Source organism: Phytohabitans sp. LJ34, assembly GCF_052068095.1.
GTDB lineage: Bacteria > Actinomycetota > Actinomycetes > Mycobacteriales > Micromonosporaceae > Phytohabitans.
In genome coordinates this window covers 330,191-349,734 of record NZ_JBQHDG010000003.1, presented here as the reverse complement: position 1 = coordinate 349,734, position 19,544 = coordinate 330,191, and the positions used below count along the sequence as shown (strand labels likewise).

Annotated in this window: 22 protein-coding genes and 1 pseudogene; 8 read left to right on the top strand and 15 right to left on the bottom strand. The window is 72.2% G+C overall.

All coding sequences use genetic code 11. From position 1 onward, the window contains the following. The first annotated feature begins 4 nt into the window (after window positions 1-4). The 4 genes and pseudogenes from ACTMTJ_RS07020 (at window position 5) to ACTMTJ_RS07005 (ending at window position 5,481) form a co-directional block, all read left to right on the top strand. Window positions 5-1,525: a YifB family Mg chelatase-like AAA ATPase gene (locus tag ACTMTJ_RS07020; RefSeq protein ID WP_441215279.1), complete on the top strand. Its 1,521-nt coding sequence runs from the start codon at window positions 5-7 to the stop codon at window positions 1,523-1,525. Then, window positions 1,522-2,772 (top strand): annotated as a pseudogene (gene dprA, locus ACTMTJ_RS07015) (DNA-processing protein DprA); the annotation flags it as partial. The gene ACTMTJ_RS07020 and the pseudogene dprA, both read left to right, overlap by 4 nt. A 387-nt stretch (window positions 2,773-3,159) precedes the next feature. Then, window positions 3,160-4,047, top strand: a complete 888-nt coding sequence (locus ACTMTJ_RS07010) for a tyrosine recombinase XerC (RefSeq protein ID WP_441215422.1) — start codon at window positions 3,160-3,162, stop codon at window positions 4,045-4,047. A gap of 243 nt (window positions 4,048-4,290) precedes the next feature. Continuing rightward, a complete protein-coding gene (locus tag ACTMTJ_RS07005) occupies window positions 4,291-5,481 on the top strand; it encodes an aminotransferase class V-fold PLP-dependent enzyme (protein ID WP_441215278.1) in 1,191 nt (396 codons plus the stop codon). 246 nt (window positions 5,482-5,727) lie between these two features. Here the strand turns inward: ACTMTJ_RS07005 and ACTMTJ_RS07000 are convergent, their stop codons facing one another. The 9 genes from ACTMTJ_RS07000 to trmD form a co-directional block, all read right to left on the bottom strand. Then, window positions 5,728-5,964, bottom strand: coding sequence for a hypothetical protein (locus tag ACTMTJ_RS07000; protein ID WP_441215277.1), 237 nt, complete (start codon window positions 5,962-5,964; stop codon window positions 5,728-5,730). Then, window positions 5,961-6,485 carry a M23 family metallopeptidase gene (locus ACTMTJ_RS06995; protein ID WP_441215276.1) on the bottom strand — a complete coding sequence of 175 codons (525 nt, stop codon included), beginning with the start codon at window positions 6,483-6,485 and terminating at the stop codon, window positions 5,961-5,963. Before ACTMTJ_RS06995 ends, ACTMTJ_RS07000 begins: the two co-directional genes overlap by 4 nt. 379 nt (window positions 6,486-6,864) lie before the next feature. Then, window positions 6,865-7,188, bottom strand: coding sequence for a DUF2469 domain-containing protein (locus ACTMTJ_RS06990; RefSeq protein WP_173055909.1), 324 nt, complete (start codon window positions 7,186-7,188; stop codon window positions 6,865-6,867). Further along, window positions 7,185-7,997, bottom strand: a complete 813-nt coding sequence (locus ACTMTJ_RS06985) for a ribonuclease HII (RefSeq protein ID WP_441215275.1) — start codon at window positions 7,995-7,997, stop codon at window positions 7,185-7,187. Before ACTMTJ_RS06985 ends, ACTMTJ_RS06990 begins: the two co-directional genes overlap by 4 nt. Window positions 7,998-8,070: 73 nt before the next feature. Then, the gene (locus tag ACTMTJ_RS06980) at window positions 8,071-8,562 is read right to left on the bottom strand and encodes an NUDIX hydrolase (protein ID WP_441215274.1); all 492 of its coding nucleotides are present in this window, start codon (window positions 8,560-8,562) and stop codon (window positions 8,071-8,073) included. A gap of 15 nt (window positions 8,563-8,577) precedes the next feature. After that, window positions 8,578-9,210, bottom strand: coding sequence for a signal peptidase I (gene lepB / locus ACTMTJ_RS06975; protein WP_441215273.1), 633 nt, complete (start codon window positions 9,208-9,210; stop codon window positions 8,578-8,580). Further along, window positions 9,207-10,112, bottom strand: a complete 906-nt coding sequence (lepB, locus tag ACTMTJ_RS06970; RefSeq protein WP_441215421.1) for a signal peptidase I — start codon at window positions 10,110-10,112, stop codon at window positions 9,207-9,209. The genes lepB (ACTMTJ_RS06975) and lepB (ACTMTJ_RS06970) overlap by 4 nt, the downstream gene beginning before the upstream one ends. Before the next feature lie 197 nt (window positions 10,113-10,309). Continuing rightward, a complete protein-coding gene (gene rplS / locus ACTMTJ_RS06965) occupies window positions 10,310-10,666 on the bottom strand; it encodes a 50S ribosomal protein L19 (protein ID WP_441215272.1) in 357 nt (118 codons plus the stop codon). A 104-nt stretch (window positions 10,667-10,770) separates the two neighbouring features. Next, window positions 10,771-11,538, bottom strand: a complete 768-nt coding sequence (trmD, locus tag ACTMTJ_RS06960; protein WP_441215271.1) for a tRNA (guanosine(37)-N1)-methyltransferase TrmD — start codon at window positions 11,536-11,538, stop codon at window positions 10,771-10,773. 63 nt (window positions 11,539-11,601) lie between these two features. Between trmD and ACTMTJ_RS06955 the strand changes: the two genes are divergently transcribed. Both ACTMTJ_RS06955 and ACTMTJ_RS06950 read left to right on the top strand, forming a co-directional pair. After that, the gene (locus ACTMTJ_RS06955) at window positions 11,602-11,853 is read left to right on the top strand and encodes a hypothetical protein (protein ID WP_441215270.1); all 252 of its coding nucleotides are present in this window, start codon (window positions 11,602-11,604) and stop codon (window positions 11,851-11,853) included. Window positions 11,854-11,858: 5 nt separating this feature from the next. Then, entirely contained in the window at window positions 11,859-12,170 is a 312-nt protein-coding gene (locus ACTMTJ_RS06950) for a hypothetical protein (protein WP_441215269.1), read from the top strand. A 782-nt stretch (window positions 12,171-12,952) separates the two neighbouring features. Here ACTMTJ_RS06950 and rimM read toward each other — a convergent pair. The 5 genes from rimM to proS form a co-directional block, all read right to left on the bottom strand. Beyond that, the gene (gene rimM, locus ACTMTJ_RS06945; RefSeq protein ID WP_441215420.1) at window positions 12,953-13,498 is read right to left on the bottom strand and encodes a ribosome maturation factor RimM; all 546 of its coding nucleotides are present in this window, start codon (window positions 13,496-13,498) and stop codon (window positions 12,953-12,955) included. A 6-nt stretch (window positions 13,499-13,504) separates the two neighbouring features. After that, complete coding sequence (locus tag ACTMTJ_RS06940) at window positions 13,505-13,765, bottom strand: RNA-binding protein (protein WP_173041827.1); 261 nt, start codon at window positions 13,763-13,765, stop codon at window positions 13,505-13,507. Continuing rightward, window positions 13,740-14,201: a 30S ribosomal protein S16 gene (gene rpsP, locus ACTMTJ_RS06935; RefSeq protein ID WP_441215268.1), complete on the bottom strand. Its 462-nt coding sequence runs from the start codon at window positions 14,199-14,201 to the stop codon at window positions 13,740-13,742. Before rpsP ends, ACTMTJ_RS06940 begins: the two co-directional genes overlap by 26 nt. A 158-nt stretch (window positions 14,202-14,359) precedes the next feature. Then, on the bottom strand, window positions 14,360-15,010 hold the full coding sequence (locus tag ACTMTJ_RS06930; protein WP_441215267.1) for a DUF402 domain-containing protein: 651 nt from the start codon (window positions 15,008-15,010) through the stop codon (window positions 14,360-14,362). Next, window positions 15,010-16,416, bottom strand: a complete 1,407-nt coding sequence (gene proS, locus ACTMTJ_RS06925; protein ID WP_441215266.1) for a proline--tRNA ligase — start codon at window positions 16,414-16,416, stop codon at window positions 15,010-15,012. Before proS ends, ACTMTJ_RS06930 begins: the two co-directional genes overlap by 1 nt. Window positions 16,417-16,505: 89 nt before the next feature. On the opposite strand from proS, the gene ACTMTJ_RS06920 reads away from it, so the two are divergent. Together ACTMTJ_RS06920 and ACTMTJ_RS06915 are read left to right on the top strand one after the other, a co-directional pair. After that, window positions 16,506-17,021, top strand: coding sequence for a SigE family RNA polymerase sigma factor (locus ACTMTJ_RS06920; RefSeq protein ID WP_441215265.1), 516 nt, complete (start codon window positions 16,506-16,508; stop codon window positions 17,019-17,021). Beyond that, window positions 17,011-18,441, top strand: a complete 1,431-nt coding sequence (locus tag ACTMTJ_RS06915) for an outer membrane protein assembly factor BamB family protein (RefSeq protein WP_441215264.1) — start codon at window positions 17,011-17,013, stop codon at window positions 18,439-18,441. The genes ACTMTJ_RS06920 and ACTMTJ_RS06915 overlap by 11 nt, the downstream gene beginning before the upstream one ends. Before the next feature lie 3 nt (window positions 18,442-18,444). Here ACTMTJ_RS06915 and ACTMTJ_RS06910 read toward each other — a convergent pair whose 3' ends face one another. After that, window positions 18,445-19,524: an amidohydrolase family protein gene (locus ACTMTJ_RS06910; RefSeq protein WP_441215263.1), complete on the bottom strand. Its 1,080-nt coding sequence runs from the start codon at window positions 19,522-19,524 to the stop codon at window positions 18,445-18,447. Window positions 19,525-19,544: the final 20 nt, after the last annotated feature.

Below are 19,544 nucleotides of genomic sequence, written 5' to 3'. Positions count from 1 at the left end.
GATCATGAGTTACGCCAAGGTGCTGTCGGTTGGGCTGACTGGTGTCACCGGCCACCTCGTCGAGGTCGAGGCCGACCTGTCGCCCGGGCTGCCGGCGGTGGTGCTCTCCGGCCTGCCCGACACCGCGCTCAACGAGGCCCGCGACCGCGTCCGCGCCGCGATCGTCAACTCGGGGCAGCGCTGGCCCAGCCGCCGCATCACGGTCAACCTGCTGCCCGCCGGCATGCGCAAGACCGGCTCGGCCTTCGATCTGGCCATCGCCGTCGTTCTGCTCGGCGGTTCGGGCGAGCTGCCGCTGGCCGCGTTCGACGGGGTGGCGATCTTCGGCGAGCTCGGCCTCGACGGCACCGTCCGTCCGGTGCGCGGCGCGCTGCCCATGGTGGCGGCGGCCGCCAAGGCCGGCGTCAGCCGCGTGGTCGTGCCGATCGGCAATGCGGCGGAGGCCGCCGTGGTGCCCGGCGTGCAGGTCAAGGCCGTCGACGCGCTGCACCGCCTGGTCGCGTTCGTGCGTGACGGCGCGTCGCTGCTCGACCCGCCCGATAGCGGGCCGGAGGCCGAGCCCGACGGTCCAGACCTGGCCGACGTGGCGGGCCAGGCGCTGGGCCGGCGCGCCATCGAGGTGGCTGCGGCGGGTGGCCACCACGTGGCCCTGCTGGGGCCGCCCGGGGCGGGCAAGACCATGCTCGCCGAGCGCCTGCCATCGATCCTGCCCGAGCTCGACGACGAGGCCGCGCTGGCGGTGACCGCCCTGCACTCGATCGCGGGCGTGCTGCCGCCGGGCGGGCGGTTGCTGCGCCGGCCCCCCTTCCAGGCCCCGCACCACACCGCCACCGTCCAAGCCCTGGTCGGCGGCGGCACCGGGCTGGCCCGCCCAGGAGCCGTGTCGCTCTCACACGGTGGTGTGCTTTTCATCGACGAGGCCGCCGAGTTCGCCAGCCGGGCCCTCGACGCGCTGCGCCAGCCGCTGGAGACCGGCCGCATCCTGCTGCGCCGGGCCGACGGCGCTACCGAATACCCGGCACGCTTTCAGCTGGTGCTCGCGGCCAACCCTTGCCCATGCGCAAAGCCATCTGGTGACCAGTTCTGCGAGTGCAGCCCGACGGCCCGCCGCCGCTACATCGGGCGCCTCTCCGGCCCCCTGCTCGACCGGATCGACGTGCAGGTGACGCTCGACCCGTTGGGCGCCGCCGAGCTGATGGCGCCCGAGACGGACGGCGAGCCGTCCGCGGTGGTGGCCGACCGGGTGCTCAAGGCGCGGGCGGCGGCGACGGCGAGGTGGTCGGCAAACGGCTGGCGCACCAACGCCGACGTGCCCGGCGCGGCGCTGCGGCGGCCGCCGTGGCGCCTGCCGGCCGCCGACACCAAGGCACTGCGCACCCGCCTCGACCACGGCTCGCTCTCCGCACGCGGCTTCGACCGCATCCTCCGCCTCGCCTGGACGATCGCCGACATCGACGGCCGCCACCGGCCGGATTCCGATGACGTGCTCGAGGCGACCCAGCTCCGCACCGGCATAGCCAAATGAGGGAGGTCTCTGTGAATGAGCGAGTGCGGCTGGCCCGGATCGCGCTGCACTGGCTGATCGAGCCGGGCAACGAGGCCGTGCACCGCATGGTCAACGCCAACGGCCCGCTCCGCGCGCTGGAGCGGCTCGTCGAGGGTGACGTGCCCGACGCACTGCGCGGAGCGGCCGCGGCCCGGATGGGTGCCGGCGACCCGCACGAGGTCGCCGAGGCAGCCCTCGAACGCGCCGACCGGCTCGGCGCCCGCATCGTGATCCCTGAAGACGACGAGTGGCCGCAGCCCGTCCGCGACCTCACGCTGCTGCTGGGCCGCCCCGCCGAGCACCGCATCGACCGCGACGTCGCACCGCCGCTGTGCCTGTGGGTGCGCGGCGCGCCCCGGCTCGACGAGGCCCTCGACCGGTCGGTCGCGGTGGTCGGCGCGCGGGCCTCCACCCACTACGGCGAGCACGTGGCGACCACCCTGGCATACGAGCTGGCCGAGCGTGAGTGGACGATCGTCTCCGGCGGCGCCCACGGCATCGACGCCGCCGCCCACCGGGGCGCTCTCAACGCCGGCGGGCTCACCGTGGCGGTGCTCGCCTGCGGCGTCGACAAGCCCTACCCGTCGGGCAACACCGGCCTCTTCGACCGCATCGCCGAGGCTGGCCTGCTGGTCAGCGAGTGGCCACCCGGGTCGGTGCCGGTCCGTCACCGCTTCCTGATCCGCAATCGCGTGATCGCGGCCGCCACCCGCGGCACCGTGGTCGTCGAGGCTTCCGCGCGCAGCGGCGCCAGCCAGACACTGCGGCGCGCGATCGCGCTCGGTCGCCGCCCGATGGTCGTGCCCGGCCCGGTCACCTCCGCCATGTCGGTCGGCTGCCACGAGCTGCTCCGCGACCATCCCGAGGTACGGCTGGTCACCGGCGCTGCCCATGTCATGGAAGAGATCGGCCAGATCGGCGGCGACCTCGCGCCCCGCCCGCGCGGCCCCGTGCGCCCCCATGACGGCCTCGACGTCGAGGCCGCGATGGTGCTGGAGTGGGTCCCGCGCCGCGGCACCGCGAGCCCCGACGAGATCGCGGCGAAGGCCGGCATCGACATCCGCACGGCGATGCGCAAGCTCACCCTCCTGGAGGATCTAGGCTTCGTCTCCCGCCGCGCCGGCGGCTATCGACTCGTCCCCAAGACGAGCAAGCCGCCAGTCCAGGCCGCTCCGCCCGAGTCCGACGCATCCGACCCCGAGGCAGGTGCGCCCGAGCCCGGGGCAGGTCCGTCTGAGCCGGGGATAGGTGCGCCTGAGCCCAGGGCGAGTGCGCCTAAGCCCCAGGAGCGTGCGCCCGAGCCCGCGCCGCGTGCGCCCGAGCCCGCACCGCGTGCGTCTCGGCCCAGGGCGCGTGCGTCTGAGCTCGGGGCGGGTGCGTCTCCGGTCGGGGTGGGTGCTTCTGAGCTTGGAGCGGGTGCGGCGACGGCCGCCGCCGATGTGGGCGAGCCTGCCTTGGCCGCCGCTGGCGACAAACGGCGGGGCGCTCAGCCGCGAAAGGCGCAGAAGGCCGGCGCGGTGCCTTGACACCCCACGCCTCAGGCTTCCACGGTCGACGGTGTGAAGCGAAAGAGCGTCAGCATCCGGGCGATCCACGAGGGCCTACCCGAGCCGATGCGCGACGCGGTCGACGAGTTCGCGGACCACCTCGCCCAGGTCGACAACCGCTCGGCGCACACGGTCCGGGCCTATGTCGGCGATGTCGTCTCGCTCCTCGACCACGCCGCGCTGATGGGGTGCGCGACGCCGGGCGACATCGACATCGCCGTGCTGCGCAGCTGGTTGGCAAAGCTCCGCACGCTCGGCGCCGCCCGCACCTCCCTGGCCCGGCGAGCCGCCTCCGCGCGCACGTTCAGCGCCTGGGCACACCGCGCCGGACGGCTCACCACCGACGTCGGCGCCCAGCTCGCCAGCCCGAAGGCACACCGCGACCTGCCGGCCGTACTCCGCGCCGACCAGGCCGAGACGCTGGTCAGCGCCCCGGGCGACGAGGCCTCCCCCGTGCTGCTGCGCGACCGCGCGCTGCTGGAGCTGCTGTATGCCACCGGCATCCGCGTCAGCGAGCTCTGCGGCCTCGACATAGCGGATGTCGATCGTGGCCGCCGGGTGGTGCGCGTGCTGGGCAAGGGCGGCAAGGAACGCTCCGTCCCCTATGGACTCCCAGCCGAGGAAGCGATCGATGACTGGCTCCGCCTGGGCCGCGGCGCCCTTTCCGGCCCGTCGAGCGGCGACGCGCTCTTGTTGGGCGCACGCGGCGGCCGCCTCCAGCCCACGATCGCGCGGCGCATCGTGAGCGGCTACGCCCGCGCCGCCGGCCTGCCACACACCAGCCCGCACGGCCTCCGCCACTCCGCCGCGACACATTTGCTGGAAGGCGGCGCCGACTTGCGGGCGGTGCAGGAGCTGCTCGGCCACGCCTCGCTGTCCAGCACCCAGATCTACACCCACGTCTCTGTGGAGCGCCTCCGCGCCGCGTACCGCCAAGCCCATCCCCGCGCCTAGCTGCCGCCCGCCGTCCCACAGCTCAGGTTGCCTGCCATGGATTGGCAATTGGACCGCATAGCTGCCGCCTGCCGCCTCGCAGCCCTGGTCGTGGGGCCATGGATCCCCGCGGCCACGAATGGCCTTTGGCGCCCCAAACCCATCCCCGCGCTGCGCGCCCACAGCACGGGTCGCCGCGGACAGCGGCCACGGATCAGCCATTGGCACGCTGCGGCGGGCGAGCCGGCGCGTAGGGTTGGCGCCGTGGGAGGCACGGTGGTCGAGGGTGTTAACGTCGGCTGGGACCGCATCCGGGAAGGCTTCTCGCTCGACCCCGCGCTCGCATACCTCAACCACGGTGCGCGCGGTGCCGTGCCGATCGCCGTGCAGCGGGCGCAGCAGCGGCTGCGCGACGAGGGCGAGACCAACCCGATCCGCTACTTCCGCGACCTGCCCGAGCGGATCACGCACACCCGCCGCCACCTGGCCACCTTCCTGGGCGCGGACCCGCAGGGCGCCGGCCTGGTCGGCAACACCACCATCGGCGCGGCGATCGTCCTCCAGTCGGTGGGGCTGCGCGCGGGCGACGAGGTGCTGATGACCGACCACCGGTACGGCGCGATCGCCTTCACCGCCGAGCGCGAATGCCGCCGTACCGGCGCCACCGTACGCACAGTCGGCGTGCCACTCGACGCCGGCGACGACGAGGTCACCGCGACGGTCGCCCAGGCCCTGCGGCCGGGCCGCACCCGCCTGCTCGTCGTCGACCAGATCTCGTCGCCCACGGCCCGCCTCTTCCCGGTGGAGAAGATCGCTGCCGCCGCCCGCGAGCGGGAGGTGCCGCTACTCGTCGACGCCGCCCACGTACCCGGCATGCTGCCCGTGTCGGTCGACACGATCGGCGCCGACTTCTGGATCGGCAACCTGCACAAGTGGGCGTACGCCCCGCGCGGCACCGCCCTGCTCAGCGTCGCCCCGCGCTGGCGCGAACGCATCGACCCGCTGGCCATCTCCTGGGAGCAGGACAGCGGCTACCCGGCGCGGGTGGAGTGGCAGGGCACGCTGGACTACACGCCCTGGCTGGCCGCCCCCACGGGTCTCTTCCTGCTGCGGACACTGGGCGCGGAGCGGGTGCGGACACACAATGCCGACCTGGCCGCCTACGGCCAGCGGGTCGTGGGAGCCGCACTCGGCCTGTCCCCGGAGGAGCTGCCCGACCCGGGCGCCCCGCAGGTCGCGATGCGCATCCTTCCGCTGCCGGCCGGCGTAGCGACGACCTTCGAGGCGGCGACCGAGCTCGCCAACCGCATCGAGGAGGAACTGGCCGCAGTCGTCGGGGTGATGTCCTGGAACGGCCGCGGGTGGCTGAGGCTGTGCGGGCAGATCTACAACCACCGCGACGAGTACGACCGGCTGGCGGAGCGCCTGCCCGCCTTCCTGCGCCAGCTCCGCTGAGCTCGCACGCCAGCCTGGCAGCCCACCGCCAGCTCCGCTGAAGCTCGCACGCCAAACCGGCAGCCCACCGCCAGAACGCTGAGCTCGCACGCCAAACCGGCGGCCCGCCGCCAACACCCAGCCGCGATTCCCGGCCGCCGGCGCCGGCCACACGTCGGCGACGGTCAGCCGTCGGCCCATGCGACGACATCTCCGCCGCCAACGCGAGCAGCACGTCCCGGTCACGCGGTCCGGGCGCCAGCGCGCTCATGGTGGGTCCATGTCCTCGGCGTCGAGGCGGGCCCAGCGGGTGGCGTGGCGGGCCTGGAGGCCGGCCTTCCGGCGGGCGTTCAGCACCCGCCGTTGCTCGGCGCGGGCGGCGCGCCGCCGCATGGAGCGCTCTACGCCTATCCGGACGCGTGCTTTCCACTCCGGCTCGGCGACCGACTCCGGCGTCGTCCCGCTGATCTGAAGCTCAGGTGCTTCAGGTCGCTCCCCGGTCATCGGGCCACCCCGGCGGAGCAGCTGTCCGGGTGAATGACCGGGCGGGCAACCCGACCGCCGGCGAACCGGCGAAAGTCACCGCCCACCGCCGGCGCCGACTCCACCGGCACCGACACAGGCACTGCCGCTGCCCACACCGCCGGGGCGGAAGCGTCCAAAGGCAGCAGGCGGACCCGGCCCAGGCCCAGCAGAGCTAGCGGATCCAGGTACTCCTCGCCGCGTCTCAGGCCCCAGTGCAGGCAGGCCGCCACCGGGCAGCCGGCGTGGCCGGCGATCAGCTTGCCGATCTGGTCGCCGGCCGCCACCGCCTGCCCGGTGCGGACGCTCGGTTTCAAGGGCTCGTAGGTGGTGCGTAGGCCGTTGGGGTGGGCGACGCTGACGACGCCACGGCCCGCCACGCTGCCGGCGAAGTGGACGGTGCCGGCGCCCGCCGCGCGCACCGGGGCGCCAACCTGCGCCGCCAGGTCAACGCCGCGGTGGCCGGCCAGCCACGGCTCCGGCGGCGGGTCGAACCGCCGCACCACTCGCGGAGCACCGTCCAGCGGCCATCGGAACGACCCCACCGGCACGGGCGCCCGAGCCAACGCCGCCGAAGGAAGGGCTGTACGCGAAGAGACCCAAAGACCGGGAGTCACCCACACGTCATGAGCCAGCGACAAATCAGTGCCGGAACCCACCCGCAAGCCGGTGGGCGCTCTCAAACCAGGGGAAACCGACCAACCTGGCGACCCCAACAAACCACCCAGCATGATCGCAACCAGCGACACCAATGCCCGCATGGAGGGCAGCGTCGGTGGTACCCCGGAAAGACCGCAACCGGGCCGCGGCCGCCCTGTGGACGGCCGGGCCCGGTGTGGATAACGCCCGGAGAGCTAGTCGATCTGGTATGGGGCCGAAGGCTCAGCCGCCGAAGCCGTTTTCCGTCGGGAGGGAGATGTCGGGCTTTTCGAGCTCTTCCACATTGACGTCCTTGAACGTCATTACTCGCACATTCTTCACGAAACGGGCGGGTCGGTACATGTCCCACACCCAGGCGTCGTGCATCTCGACCTCGAAGTAGACCTCGCCGTCCGAATTGCGCACATGCAGGTCGACCTGGTTGGCGAGATAGAAGCGGCGCTCGGTCTCGACCACGTAGGAGAACTGGCGGACGATGTCGCGGTACTCCCGGTAGAGCTGCAGCTCCATCTCGGTTTCATACTTCTCGAGATCTTCTGCGCTCATCGCACTCCGCCTTCCATGGCCACATCTTCCCCCACCGGCAGCGGCAGCCGCGCCCCCTCGGCCAACGCCACGCCGACGGTACCCCCTGCGGGGATCGCCCGCCCCATCGGCTCGAGCGCACCGACCGCCGCGGGGCGGCGGGAGCGTGGCGGGCGGGAGTCGCGGCCGGAGGCGGTGGCCACGTTCACGTACGAAAAGCGATGTTCCAGACACGGTCCGTGAGCTACCAGCGCGGCATTGTGCTCGGGCGTGACGTAGCCCTTGTGCTCGTCGAAGCCGTACTCCGGGAAGCGCCCGTGCAGGTCGACCATGAGCCGGTCTCGGGTGACCTTGGCAAGCACGCTGGCCGCGGCCACGCAGGCGGCCACCTGGTCGCCCTTCCACACGGCCAGCCCCGGCACGCCCAGCCCGTCGACGCCGAATCCGTCGGTCAGCACGTACTCCGGACGGGTGGTGAGGGTGGCCAGCGCGCGGCGCATGGCGGCGAGATTGCACACGTGAAGGCCGCGCGCGTCGACCTCGGCGGCCGGGATGACCACGACCGCGTACGCGAGGGCGCGCTTGACGACCTCGGCGTAGACACGTTCGCGTGCGGCGGGGGTGAGCAGCTTGGAGTCGGCCAGCTCGTCGATCTCGCCGCGCTTGCCCTCGGGCAGCACCGCCGCGGCGGCCACCAGCGGGCCCGCACACGCGCCCCGCCCGGCCTCGTCGGCACCGGCCACGATGCGGAAGCCGCGGCGCTGAAGCGCCCGCTCAAGGGCGTAAATGCCACCCTCCCGGCGGACCACCGTCCGCGGCGGCGTCAGCACGACGCCTCCACAGCGCCGCCAGCGGCGACCCCACCACCGACAAGCAGACGCCACACCACCGACCACCACCGCGTCAGCACGACGCCTCCACAGCGCCGCCAGCGGCGGCCCCACCGCCCACCAGCAGACGGCGCAGCAAAGGCGCCAGATCCGCCGGATACACCCGCTCCGCAGTCGCCTCCAGCTCGGCCACCTCCCACCACCGGTGATCGTCGATCGAGTCGCGCTCGACGTCGTCGAAGCCGCGCGTGTCGACCTCCCAGCTTGGCACGCGCACGAGGAAGAACTCCTGGCGCTGCCGGAACCACTGGCCGCCAAACGGGTACTCGGTCACCTCGTCCCACACCGGGTCGCCCAGCTCTTCCGGAGGTAGCCGCAGGCCGGTCTCCTCGGCGAGCTCGCGGGCGGCGCCCACCGCGTACGGCTCGTCACCGTCGAGGCCGCCGCCCGGGGTGAACCAGTACCGATGGTGCGGCCGGGCCGGGTCGAAGCCGCGAAACAGCAGCACGCGGTCGTCACCGTCGACGAGCAGCACCCGGGCCGCGCGGCGGGGGATACCGTCCACCGCCCCAGCCTAGACTCAGGGGTTGGGCACCTTGTCGAACGGATCGGGCACCGACAGCCACTTGGCCCGGCCCACCGGCCAGAAGACCACGAACGCGCGCCCGATCACCGCGTCTTCCGAAATGGTGGCCGAGTTGAGGTCGCGAGTGCGCTCCCAGTGCTCGAGCGAGTCACCCGACGCCGAGCGGTGGTCGCCCATCATCCACAGCCGCCCCTTGGGCACCGTGATGTCGAACGACTCGTCGGCCGCGAGGTCGGTGGTGCCGCCCTCGGAGAAGATGTACGGCTCGTCGAGCGACTGCCCGTTGATGATCAGGCGCTGGTCGGAGTCGCAGCAGACGATGTGGTCGCCGCCCACGCCGATGACCCGCTTGATGAAGTCTTCGCCGTCGGGGTTGCTCCGCCAGTCGGCCGGCGCCTCGAAGACCACGATCTCGCCGCGGTGCGGCGAACGGAAGTCGTAGACGAGCTTGTTGACGAGCACCCGGTCGTAGATGTCGAGCGTGTGCTCCATCGACGGCGACGGGATGTAGAACGTCTGGAGCACGAACGCGCGCACGAGCACGGCCACCAGGATCGCCACGCCCAGCAGGATGGGAAGCTCGCGCCAGAACGACCCGCGGCGCTTTTCGGTCTGCTCGTCAATCACGGACGGAGCCTACGACGGAGACCTGGAAATGAGCGCGGGGAACGCGCGGACAGGCCCAAAGACCAGCGGGGGAAGAGGGCCAGTGGCAGCAGGAGCGGTAGGACGACAGCGAAACCTCCCTGGTCAGGCAGGCGAGCCGGAGACTCCGCCGGCGGTGCGAGCGCCGCGGCCTGCGGCACGTCGTCGAAATTGGACGGGATGCCAAGCCCCGCCCACCTGTCGTATGGCCAGACGATCACGAAGGCGCGCCCGATCACGTTGTCGATCGGGACCTGGCCCTGGCATCGCGAGTCTTGGGAGACGAGGCGGTGGTCGCCCATCACGAAGAGGTTGCCCGGCGCGACGGTGATCTCGTCGAACTGCCGTGAACGGCACTCGCGCGGGTTGGGCGGCAGGTCCGGATCGGAGTTCTCCAACACGTACGGCTCGTCCATCGACTTGCCGTTGACCTGCACGCGCCCCTGGTCGTCGCAACACTTGACCTTGTCGCCGGGCACGCCGATTACCCGCTTGATGAAGTCTTTCTCGCCCGGACGGCTGACGCCGACCAGGTCGCCCACCGTGCGGCCGAGCTTTGCCATGAAGCCGACCGAGGGCTCTTCCTGGAACTCGGGCGTCCAGTTGGGCGGGCCACGGAAGACGACGACCTCACCGCGCTCGGGGTCGCGCACGTCGTAGACGATCTTGTTGACCAGTACCCGGTCGCCCACCAGCAGCGTGTCTTCCATCGACCCGGAGGGGATGAAGAACGCCTGCAACAGGAAGGTGCGGATCAGCACCGCCAGGCAGAACGCGACGATGAGCAGCAGCGGAAGCTCTTGCCAGAGCGGCATCTGCCGCCGCCGCCCGCTGCTGCGTCGGGGCAGGCTGCGCCACGGGTCGACGTCGCCGTCCTGCTGCACCTCGCGCGCCCCCCGAGTCCGAGATACAGCACTACCGCCCGCGAGGCCTCCTCCGCGGAGGTCGGGCGAGCGGTAGTGCGGGGGTGTCGCGCCGCCCCGGCGTTGACCGCGGACGAAGCGTTCGTCGTACGTCACCGCCGACAGCGTATCCGCCCGGCACCCGAAGCGGCCAATGCCAAGAACGAGAGGGACGAGCCTCAGCTCGGCTGCTTCTCCCGCTTTTCCTTGATCTTGGCGGCCTTGCCGCGCAGCTCGCGGAGGTAGTAGAGCTTGGCCCGGCGGACGGCACCGCGGGTCACGACCTCGATGCGGTCGATCGCCGGGCTGTTGATCGGGTAGGTGCGCTCCACCCCGACGCCGAAGCTGACCTTGCGGACCGTGAAGGTCTCCCGCAGGCCGCCACCCTGGCGCCGGATGACGACGCCCTGGAAGACCTGGACCCGGGAACGGTTGCCCTCGACCACTCGCGCGTGCACCTTGACGGTGTCACCGGCGCGGAAGTCGGGGAGGTCGGTCCGCTGCGACTGGGCGTCCAGTGCGTCGAGCGTGTTCATCGCGTGGCTTCCTCATGACTCGTTGGGGCGATCACCACCCGGCGGCGGCCGGGAGATGAGCACGCGGACCCACCGGAGGGCGGTGGCTGGTCGCGGCAACCTCACTACTTTGCCATATCGGCACCCCGGACCTGAAATCCGGCCCCGTCCAGGAGGGCGAGATCGCGCTTGTCCAGGATACCGGGGTCAAGCGCGGCAAGCAGATCCGGGCGGCGATGTGCGGTGCGCAACAGGGCCTGGTCGCGCCGCCAGCGCGCGATCCGACCATGATCGCCGGAGCGGAGGATTTCCGGAACGGGGTGGCCGCGCCACTCCGGTGGCTTCGTGTAGACCGGCGCCTCCAGGACCCCGTGTGCGTGCGACTCCTCCGCCAGCGAATCGGCGTTGCCCAGCACCCCGGGCAGTAGCCGCACGATCGCCTCGCACATGACCAGCACCGCGACCTCGCCGCCGAAGAGCACGTAGTCGCCGAGTGAAACCTCCGTCACCGGCATCCGGGTGGCCGCGTGGTCGAGCACCCGCTGGTCGATGCCCTCGTACCGGCCGCACGCGAAGATCAAGCGCGGCTCGGCGGCGAGCTCGTGCGCCAACGTCTGGGTGAACACCTCCCCGGCCGGCGTGGGCACCACGAGCCGCGCGCCCCCGTCCGGAGCCAGCGCGTCCAGCGCCTCACCCCACGGCTCCGGGCGCATCACCATGCCCGGCCCCCCGCCGTACGGGCTGTCGTCGACCGTCCGGTGCACGTCGTGCGTCCACGTCCGCAGGTCGTGTACGCCCACGTCGAGCAGCCCGCTCTCGCGCGCCTTGCCGATCAGCGACAGGTCGAGCGGGGCAAGGTACTCCGGGAAGATCGTGACAACGTCGATCCGCATCCCTCTTCGACCTCCGCATGGTGGCGGATGTATCCGCACGCGCTCTGGCCGAGTCTTTAACCCATGTACGGATCATCCGAGCAGGCACTCTACGTGCTGGACCAGGCGGCCGAGGTGCGCGCCCGGGCCGACGTCACCTGGCGCTCGGCGATCAGGCAAGCCCTCGCCAGCGAAGCGTCGATCGAGCAGATCGCCGACCGGGCGAACACGAGCATCGAGCAGATCCTCGCGATCGTCAGCACCCCCGTCCCCGCCCCCACATCCGAGTCTCCGCGTAGTGGCGGATGTTTCCCGCGCAACACCGGGCGATGGTGAGAGCCATGCCCAGCCTGGACATCACCGCGACGCGGTGTGAGGCGCTGTTCGTGTCGGATCTCCAACACTCGCAGCGTCCCAGCGCGGAGCAGGTACGTGCCGCGGTCGTCCGGACCGTTCGCGCCCACGGCGCGAAGAGCTGCGTGGCCAAGGTCGCGCAGGAGTTCGGCGACCACCCCGACATCGCCGCCGCCCGGATGCGCTGGGCTCGGGCGGCGGTCGCGGCGGCGTACACGGTTCGCGTAACGGGATGGTCGACCCGAACGACCATCTGCCATCTGGCCGCTCCCGCCCTGCCTCCGGCTAAGGCGGCCTGAAACAGCCGGTCATCCCCCCGACCGGTGACAGCCCTCCGGGTGGCGGACGTACCACGCCTCCCCGCCACCCGGAGGGTTCTTCCAAGGGGCAGCCCACGCCTCCGGGCTCCCCGAACGAAAGAATGACCCCGACCCCGTGGCCAGGGAACTGGGCCCTGGCCACGGAAGGAGGGGATTTTGGGGCGATATTTCCCGGGCCGCGTCAGTTGTGGACCGCCGCTCCCGCCGGAGACCGCGCAGGCCGGCGGCTCGCAGGGCTCGCCGAAACCCCCGACCTCCGCTGCCACGTCCGCGGTGCAAGACCAAACCGCGTGACCAACGGCGGACCGGTGAGGCCCAGAGAGCAGCGGTCCGGACCCGAATGCCACCCACCGTCAGTCGACCATGGTCTGGTCCGCCGCCCCCGCGCGGCTCACCCCTCGTTTTGGCCGCTGTCACCCTTTGCCTCCGCCGGATGCGCGGCCCGCGGTTTGTCCACAATGCCCGTTGCCGAACGGGCGGCGGGAGATCAACCGAGGCTTCGTCGCCCTGAGTAACCGCCGCCACCGCGCGTGCGGGCCAGATTTCGAGATCTTGGAGAGTTAGGGCGCTATTTCAACCCTAACTGTCCTAGATCTCGAAGTTCACCGCTGAGCCTGCTGACGCCGCGTCACAGACGGTGGCCGGCGAGGCCGGCCCACCCCCGTGCGGGCAGAAATCCATGCAGGGCCGCGGACCCCTTGCCGGTCCTGCCACCCGCGCGCCAACGGAATGTCCAGGTGCCGAATTCGTGAAATGACCCTTTATAGGTCGAAGAGGCCTTCTGGTGGGTCGACGACGACGCGGCCGGCGGCCAGGTCGACCTCAGGGACGATCGCCTTCACGAAGGGGACCAGCGCCGTGTGGCCCTCGGGGCGGCGCAGCACGAGCAGGTCGGAGGCGGGTGCGTGGTCGATGCGGGCCACCTCGCCCAGCGTCTCCCCCGCCGGCGTGACCGCCGTCAGACCCACCAGCTGGTGGTCGTGGAACTCGTCCGGGTCGGACAGCGGCCCCACGTCGGCGCTGTCGACGCAGAGCAGCACCCCGCGCAGCGCGTCGGCGACGTTGCGGTCGTAGACCCCGTCGAACGCGATGATCAGCCGGCCCTGGTGGGCGCGCACCGCCTCGATCGTGAGCTGATCCGGCACCTGGTAGGCGGCCGGGTCGGTGCCTTTGGACGGCATCGCCCCCGGATCGGTCGCGAGGACCTTTCCGGGGGCGAAACGCTCATCCGGGTCGTCCGTCCGCACCTCCACGATGACCTCACCGCGGATGCCGTGCGGCCGGACGATACGCCCGACGTAAAGCAGCATCTATCAGTACGAGTCGACGATGTCGACGCGCACGCCACGACCGCCGATCGAACCGATGACCTGCCGCAGGGCCTTGGCGGTGCGGCCGCCCCGGCCGATCACGGTGCCCAGGTCTTCGGGGTGCACGCGCACCTCCAGCCGCTTGCCGCGGCGCGAGTCGATCATGCGTACCCGGACGTCGTCCGGGTGGTCGACGATGCCCTTGACGAGGTGCTCCAGCGCGGGCCGGAGTGCCACCTCAGACCTGCTCGCCGGAGTCCGCACCGGCCTGCTCCTCGGTCTTCTCGGCGGGCGCCTCAGCGGCGGCCGCCTTCTTGGTCGCCTTCTTCGCGGGCTTGGCCGGAGCCGCCTCCGCGACGCCGGCGGCCGCCTTGGCCTCCGCCTCGTACGCCGCCTTGCGGTCGGCGCGCTCCGGCGCCACGAGCAGCGGCGGCGGGGCGGGCTCGCCCTTGAACTTCTGCCAGTCGCCGGTCTTCTCCAGCAGGCGCTGGACAGCCTCGCTCGGCTGCGCGCCGACGGAGAGCCAGTACTGCACCCGCTCGGACTTGACTTCGATCACCGAAGGGTCTTCCTTCGGCTGGTAGATCCCGACGTACTCGATCGCGCGACCATCGCGCTTGGTGCGCGAGTCGGCGACGACGATGCGGTACTGCGGGTTGCGGATCTTACCCATCCGCAGGAGCCGGATCTTTACGGCCACGTTTGTTTTCGCTCCTGTGCGATACGGGTGAGCTGACCGGATGCCACGTGGGGTTGTGACGCCGGAGCTCGGGTGGACTGGCCGCATGCCCGGGTTAGAGGGCGCGAACATGCGAAGCCGGATACCAGCGACCCATTGTGCCAGACGGTTCGGGGGTGTTACACGGCGGGTGGTCGATCCCACCCCGGCGGCAGTACGGGCGGAGGATCCCACGCCGGATCCGGGGTGAAGTCGACCCAGGTGCCGTCGAACGGGAACTCGCCCGCCTCGATCTGCTTGACCACCCGCCAGCCCTCGGCCCACACCGCCGCCTCGTCGGGCACCCAGTAGTGATCCGGGTGGGCGAGCCGCTCGGCGAACTCGCCCTCGTCCTTCCACTCCCAGGAGAGGTCCGGCCGCACCACGATGTCGAGGTCCTGGTCGACGATGTCGATGCCGGCGGCGCCGCCGTCGTCCCAGCGCACGCCGGGCTCTTCGAGGTTGACGTACCAGTTGACGAAGCGACCCTCGTCGTCGCGAAACCACCACACCGAGTGGCTCGCACCCACCGGAAGGAACTTGAGCACCGGCGGGCCGGCCCACGTGCCGGGGGCCAGGCGGTAGGGGCCCTGCTCGATCCACTCGGCGAACGGCATCGACCGCAGCCCCCGCCCGTCGGCGGCGACCTCGCCGGCCACCGGCGTGCCGCGCGCGACCCACACGAGCAGGCCGCGGTCGTCGTCGGCGACCACGCGCGCCGGGCGTACCCAGGCGATGCGGCCGCGGTGGACGTTGCGGTGGATGATCAGCTGACCGGGCTTGAAGCCCATCAGTAAGCGCGGGCCAGGATGGCCTGGAGCTCCGGCTCGTCTTCCGAGTCGGGCACCGAGCCGTCGGCACGGATGAGGCAGCGGACGGTGACGCCTTGCCCGTTGGCCTCCTTTTCACCGGCCGGCCCGACCTCCGACCACGGCACCTTGGCCCAGCCGTTGGCGCTGGCCTCGATGGCCTCCGCCAGCGTGGCCACCTCGACGGTGCGCTCCAGGCGCATCGCGAGCGCGGCGTCGTAGAGCGCCTGCTGGTCGGCGTCGAGCGCGGCGAGCACCGCCTTGACCACGTCGGGCACCGCCACCGGCGTCTTCGAGCCGTCGGTGCGGCGCACCAGCACCGCATTGCCCGCGGCGAGGTCGCGGGGACCCACCTCGATGCGCACCGGGTAGCCCTTGAGCTCGGCGTCGACGGCCCGGCGGCCGAACGGGGTGTCGACCCGATCGTCGAACCCGACCCGCACCCCGGCGTCGCGCAGCGCGTCGCGCAGCTTGGCCGCGGCCTCGCCGACGCCCTCGCCGTCCTTGACGATCATCACGTATGCCTGCACCGGCGCCAGCCGCGGCGGCACCCGCAGCCCGTTGTCGTCGCCGTGGGCCATGATCAGGCCGCCGAGCATGCGGGTCGAGGTGCCCCAGCTCGTGGTCCAGGCGTGCTCGACGCCGCCGGTGGCCGACGTGTACGTGATGTCGAAGGCGCGGGCGAAGTTTTGCCCCAGCTCGTGTGAGGTGCCGAGCTGGAGGGCCTTGCCGTCGCCCATCATGCCCTCGAGCGTGTAGGTGTTGGTGGCGCCGGCGAACCGCTCACCGGCCGTCTTGCGCCCGACCAGCACCGGGATGCCGAGCACCCCGACCATGAAGTCTTCGTACACCTCGTGGAGGATCTTGCGGGCGTAGGCGCGCGCGTCGGCCTCGGTGGCGTGGGCGGTGTGCCCCTCCTGCCAGAGGAACTCGCTCGTGCGCAGGAAGACCCGCGGGCGCAGCTCCCACCGCACCACGTTGGCCCACTGGTTGAGCAGCAGCGGCAGGTCGCGGTAGGAGTCGACCCACTTGGCCATGAACTCGCCGATCACGGTCTCGCTGGTCGGCCGCACCACCACCGGCTCGGCGAGCTGCTTGCCGCCACCGTGGGTGACCACCGCCAGCTCGGGCGAGAAGCCCTCGACGTGCTCGGCCTCGCGGCGCAGGTAGCTCTCCGGGATGAATAGCGGGAAGTACGCGTTTTCCGCGCCCGCCACCTTGATCCGCGCGTCCATCTCGGCCTGCATGCGCTCCCAGATGGCGTATCCCGTCGGTCGGATCACCATCGTGCCGCGCACGGGGCCGTTGTCGGCGAGCTGCGCTTTCGCGATGACGTCCTGGTACCAGCGGGGAAAATCCTCCGCACGGGGAGTGAGCACGCGTGCCATGAGCCGACATCCTATCGGCCGGTGAATGTGCAACCCGACCCGGCGCCATCCCGTGTCCCTAGTGGCAGATTGATCGATGGGTGGTGGGGATGGCGGAGGCTGAGCGGTTCGACGCGTTCTACCGGGACACGTCGAGACGCCTCGTGCGGTACGCGTACGGGCTGACCGGCGACGTGGCCGAGGCACAGGATCTCGTGCAGGAGGCGTACGCACGGGCCTGGCAGCGGTGGCGCCGGCTGACCGGTTACGACAACGCCGAGGCGTGGCTGCGGATCGTCATCACGCGTCTGGCGACCGACCGGTGGCGGCACCTCAAGGTGCGGCGGGTACGCGCCGCCGCGGACAGGCCACCACCCCCGGTCCCACCGCCCTCGGAAGACACGGTGCTGCTGGTCACCGCGATGCGCGGGCTGCCGGCGGCGCACCGGCGCGCGCTCGTCCTGCACTACCTGCTCGACCGTTCCGTGGCGGACATCGCCGCCGAGACCGGCGCGGCACAGGGCACGGTCAAGTCGTGGCTCTCCCGGGGCCGCGCGGAGCTCGCCGCGGCGCTCGGCCAGCCGCTGGCGCGGACCACGAGAGGAGGTGCCGGCGATGTCGAGTGACCTCGACCGGATGTTCGGCGCGCTGCGGCACGACGCGGACGCGATCCCGCTGGGCCGCGCCTCGACCGCGCGGCGCCGTGGCGAGCGCCGGCGCCGCACCCGGCTGATCGCCGCGACCGCCGCGGTGGCCTGCGTCGTCGGCGCCGGCCTGACCGGCGGCGGCTGGCTGGCCCGCAACGACGCCGCGCCGCAGCCGGCCGGTCCGCCCCGGCCGCTCACCGACATGATCCCGCTCGAAGGCGGCGCCGAGTCCTTCACACCCAGCGCGACCTCCGGCGACCGGGTGCTCGTCGCCTGGCGTACGCAAGGGCGGCTCGCCGTGCGGCTGGCCGACCTCGAAACGGGACAGCCGATCGGGCCCACCCGCGAGCTCGGTTCGACGCTGAACTACCCGGACGTGGTCGGGCTGCCGTGGGCGTTCGTGGCGATCGGAGACGGTGAGGGCGGCCGGGCGTACGTCCTCGATCCGGAAAGCGGCGACGTGCGGTGGAGCCTGCCGTCCGGCGACCTTCTCTACTACCCGTTCGCGCTCGTGGCCGTGGCCGGCGGAGTCACCCGGGGGTTCGACTGGGACACCGGAGCCCAGCTGTGGCAGGCGCCCGCACCGGCCGACGCGCCCGTACGCAGCCTCGGCGTGTTCACGCCCGCCGACCCGTTGCCCCGCGCCAGCTCCATCGAGGCGGACGCCTTCGGCTACGCCCGCCCGCTCGCCGGCGACCGGCTGCTCCAGATCACCGCCGGCGGCGCGCTGCTGGTCCGCGACGCCCGGACCGGAAGGCAGCTCAGCCGGCGACCCGGCGTCGCGCCGGCCGACGAGGCGTACTACATGGCCTACGACGGCCGCCTCTACGCGTGGCCGCGCGACGGTACCTTCCGGCTGACGGTGACCGACGTGGACGGTGCGGCCGCACCGCGCCAGCTGTACCGCGCGGCGGCCGGACGGTTCGGCGAGCACGTCGTGCCGTGCGGCACCGGCCAGGTCTGCTTCATCGAGGGAAACAGCACCGCGACCCAGGTCGTCGCCGTCGAGGTGAGCAGCGGCCGGGTGGCCTGGCGCGCGCAGGCCACCCGGAAGGCACCCAGCCTGCTGCCCGTCGGCGACCGGCTGCTGGTCTCCGCCGACGACGGCTCGAGCTCCGCCCTCCTCGACCGCGACGGTCGCCAGCTGCTCGGACCCGACGAGCGGGGGGTGCCACTTGTATGGCTCACCACCGGCACGCTGCTCACGATGGGCCAAGCGGACCTTGTCGAGATCTCCGCGGCGGACGGCACCCGCCGCTTCCTCGCCACGTCGCCGGAGGGGCGGTGGCGCTGCTCGTCCTGGAACGAGCGGCGGCTCGTCTGCCACGCGGGTTCGGGGCCATCTGCCGCTGCGACGCCCGCCGACGGTGGCTTCCAGGTCTGGTCGATCGCGAGGTGAGAGCTAGCGGACCACCCGCCCGCGCAGCACCATCCGCTGCGGGGCGCGGACCACGTGGAGGTCGCGACGCGGATCCTCGGCGTACACGACAAGGTCGGCCAGGCCACCCTCGACGAGGCCCGGGAAGCCCAGCCACTCGCGCGCGCCCCAGGAAGCGGCGCGGAGCACGTCGAGCGGTGCCACACCCGCCTCCTCGTGCATGCGCAGCATCTCGTCGGCGATCCGCCCGTGGGTGATCCCGCCGCCCGCGTCGGTGCCGGTGTAGAGGGGCACGCCCGCCTCGTACGCCGCGCGCACCAGCGCCGGAAAGCCGTCACCGAGGGCGCGCATGTGCCGCGCGTACCCGGGAAACTTGCCCTCCGCCCGCGCCGCGATGTCGCCGAACGTAGCGATATTGATCATCGTGGGCACCAGTGCCGTGCCCCGCCGCGCCATCTCGTCGACCAGGTCCAGCGACAGCCCGGTGCCGTGCTCCACGCAGTCGATGCCGGCCCGCACGAGCACCGCCACCGCCTCCTCGGAGAACGTGTGCGCGGTGATCCGCGCCCCGGCCGCCTGGGCCGCGCGTACGGCCGCTTCGAGGGTGGCGGCGTCCCAGGCCGGCGCGAGATCGCCGACCGAGCGGTCGATCCAGTCGCCGACGAGCTTCACCCACCCGTTGCCGGCCCGCGCCTGTGCGGCCACCTCGGCCGGCACGCCGGGCGCGCCCACCTCGACGCCGATGTCGCGCAGGTATCGCTTGGGCGGCGCGACATGGCGGCCCGCGCGGGCCAGTCGCGGCACGTCGGGGTCGTCGTCCAATTGGGGGTACGGGTAGGGCGAGCCACAGTCGCGGATCGCGAGCACCCCGCTGTCGCGATCCTGGGCGGCCAGCTCTTTGGCCTGCCGGATCCCCTCGATCGGCGCCCCGCCCGGAGCGATGCCGATGTGGCAGTGCGCGTCGACGAGCCCCGGCAGCACGTACCCCCGATCGACGATCGTCTCCGCCCCCGCCACGGGCGAAAACGTCACCCGGTCGCCGACGAGCCAGAGGTCACGCTCTTCGTCGTCCGGCAGCAGGACCCCACGCACATGCAACGCCATGCGCACAGTCCTACCCGATC

What these genes read in the sequence shown, in the direction of transcription:
- ACTMTJ_RS07020 (WP_441215279.1), top strand. Translation starts at nt 5, where the DNA reads ATGAGTTACGCCAAGGTGCTGTCGGTTGGGCTGACTGGTGTCACCGGC.
- ACTMTJ_RS07010 (WP_441215422.1), top strand. Translation starts at nt 3,160, where the DNA reads ATGCGCGACGCGGTCGACGAGTTCGCGGACCACCTCGCCCAGGTCGAC.
- ACTMTJ_RS07000 (WP_441215277.1), bottom strand. Translation starts at nt 5,964, where the DNA reads ATGACCGGGGAGCGACCTGAAGCACCTGAGCTTCAGATCAGCGGGACG.
- ACTMTJ_RS06990 (WP_173055909.1), bottom strand. Translation starts at nt 7,188, where the DNA reads ATGAGCGCAGAAGATCTCGAGAAGTATGAAACCGAGATGGAGCTGCAG.
- rplS (WP_441215272.1), bottom strand. Translation starts at nt 10,666, where the DNA reads ATGAACACGCTCGACGCACTGGACGCCCAGTCGCAGCGGACCGACCTC.
- trmD (WP_441215271.1), bottom strand. Translation starts at nt 11,538, where the DNA reads ATGCGGATCGACGTTGTCACGATCTTCCCGGAGTACCTTGCCCCGCTC.
- ACTMTJ_RS06955 (WP_441215270.1), top strand. Translation starts at nt 11,602, where the DNA reads ATGTACGGATCATCCGAGCAGGCACTCTACGTGCTGGACCAGGCGGCC.
- ACTMTJ_RS06950 (WP_441215269.1), top strand. Translation starts at nt 11,859, where the DNA reads ATGCCCAGCCTGGACATCACCGCGACGCGGTGTGAGGCGCTGTTCGTG.
- ACTMTJ_RS06930 (WP_441215267.1), bottom strand. Translation starts at nt 15,010, where the DNA reads ATGGGCTTCAAGCCCGGTCAGCTGATCATCCACCGCAACGTCCACCGC.
- proS (WP_441215266.1), bottom strand. Translation starts at nt 16,416, where the DNA reads ATGGCACGCGTGCTCACTCCCCGTGCGGAGGATTTTCCCCGCTGGTAC.
- ACTMTJ_RS06920 (WP_441215265.1), top strand. Translation starts at nt 16,506, where the DNA reads ATGGCGGAGGCTGAGCGGTTCGACGCGTTCTACCGGGACACGTCGAGA.
- ACTMTJ_RS06915 (WP_441215264.1), top strand. Translation starts at nt 17,011, where the DNA reads ATGTCGAGTGACCTCGACCGGATGTTCGGCGCGCTGCGGCACGACGCG.
- ACTMTJ_RS06910 (WP_441215263.1), bottom strand. Translation starts at nt 19,524, where the DNA reads ATGGCGTTGCATGTGCGTGGGGTCCTGCTGCCGGACGACGAAGAGCGT.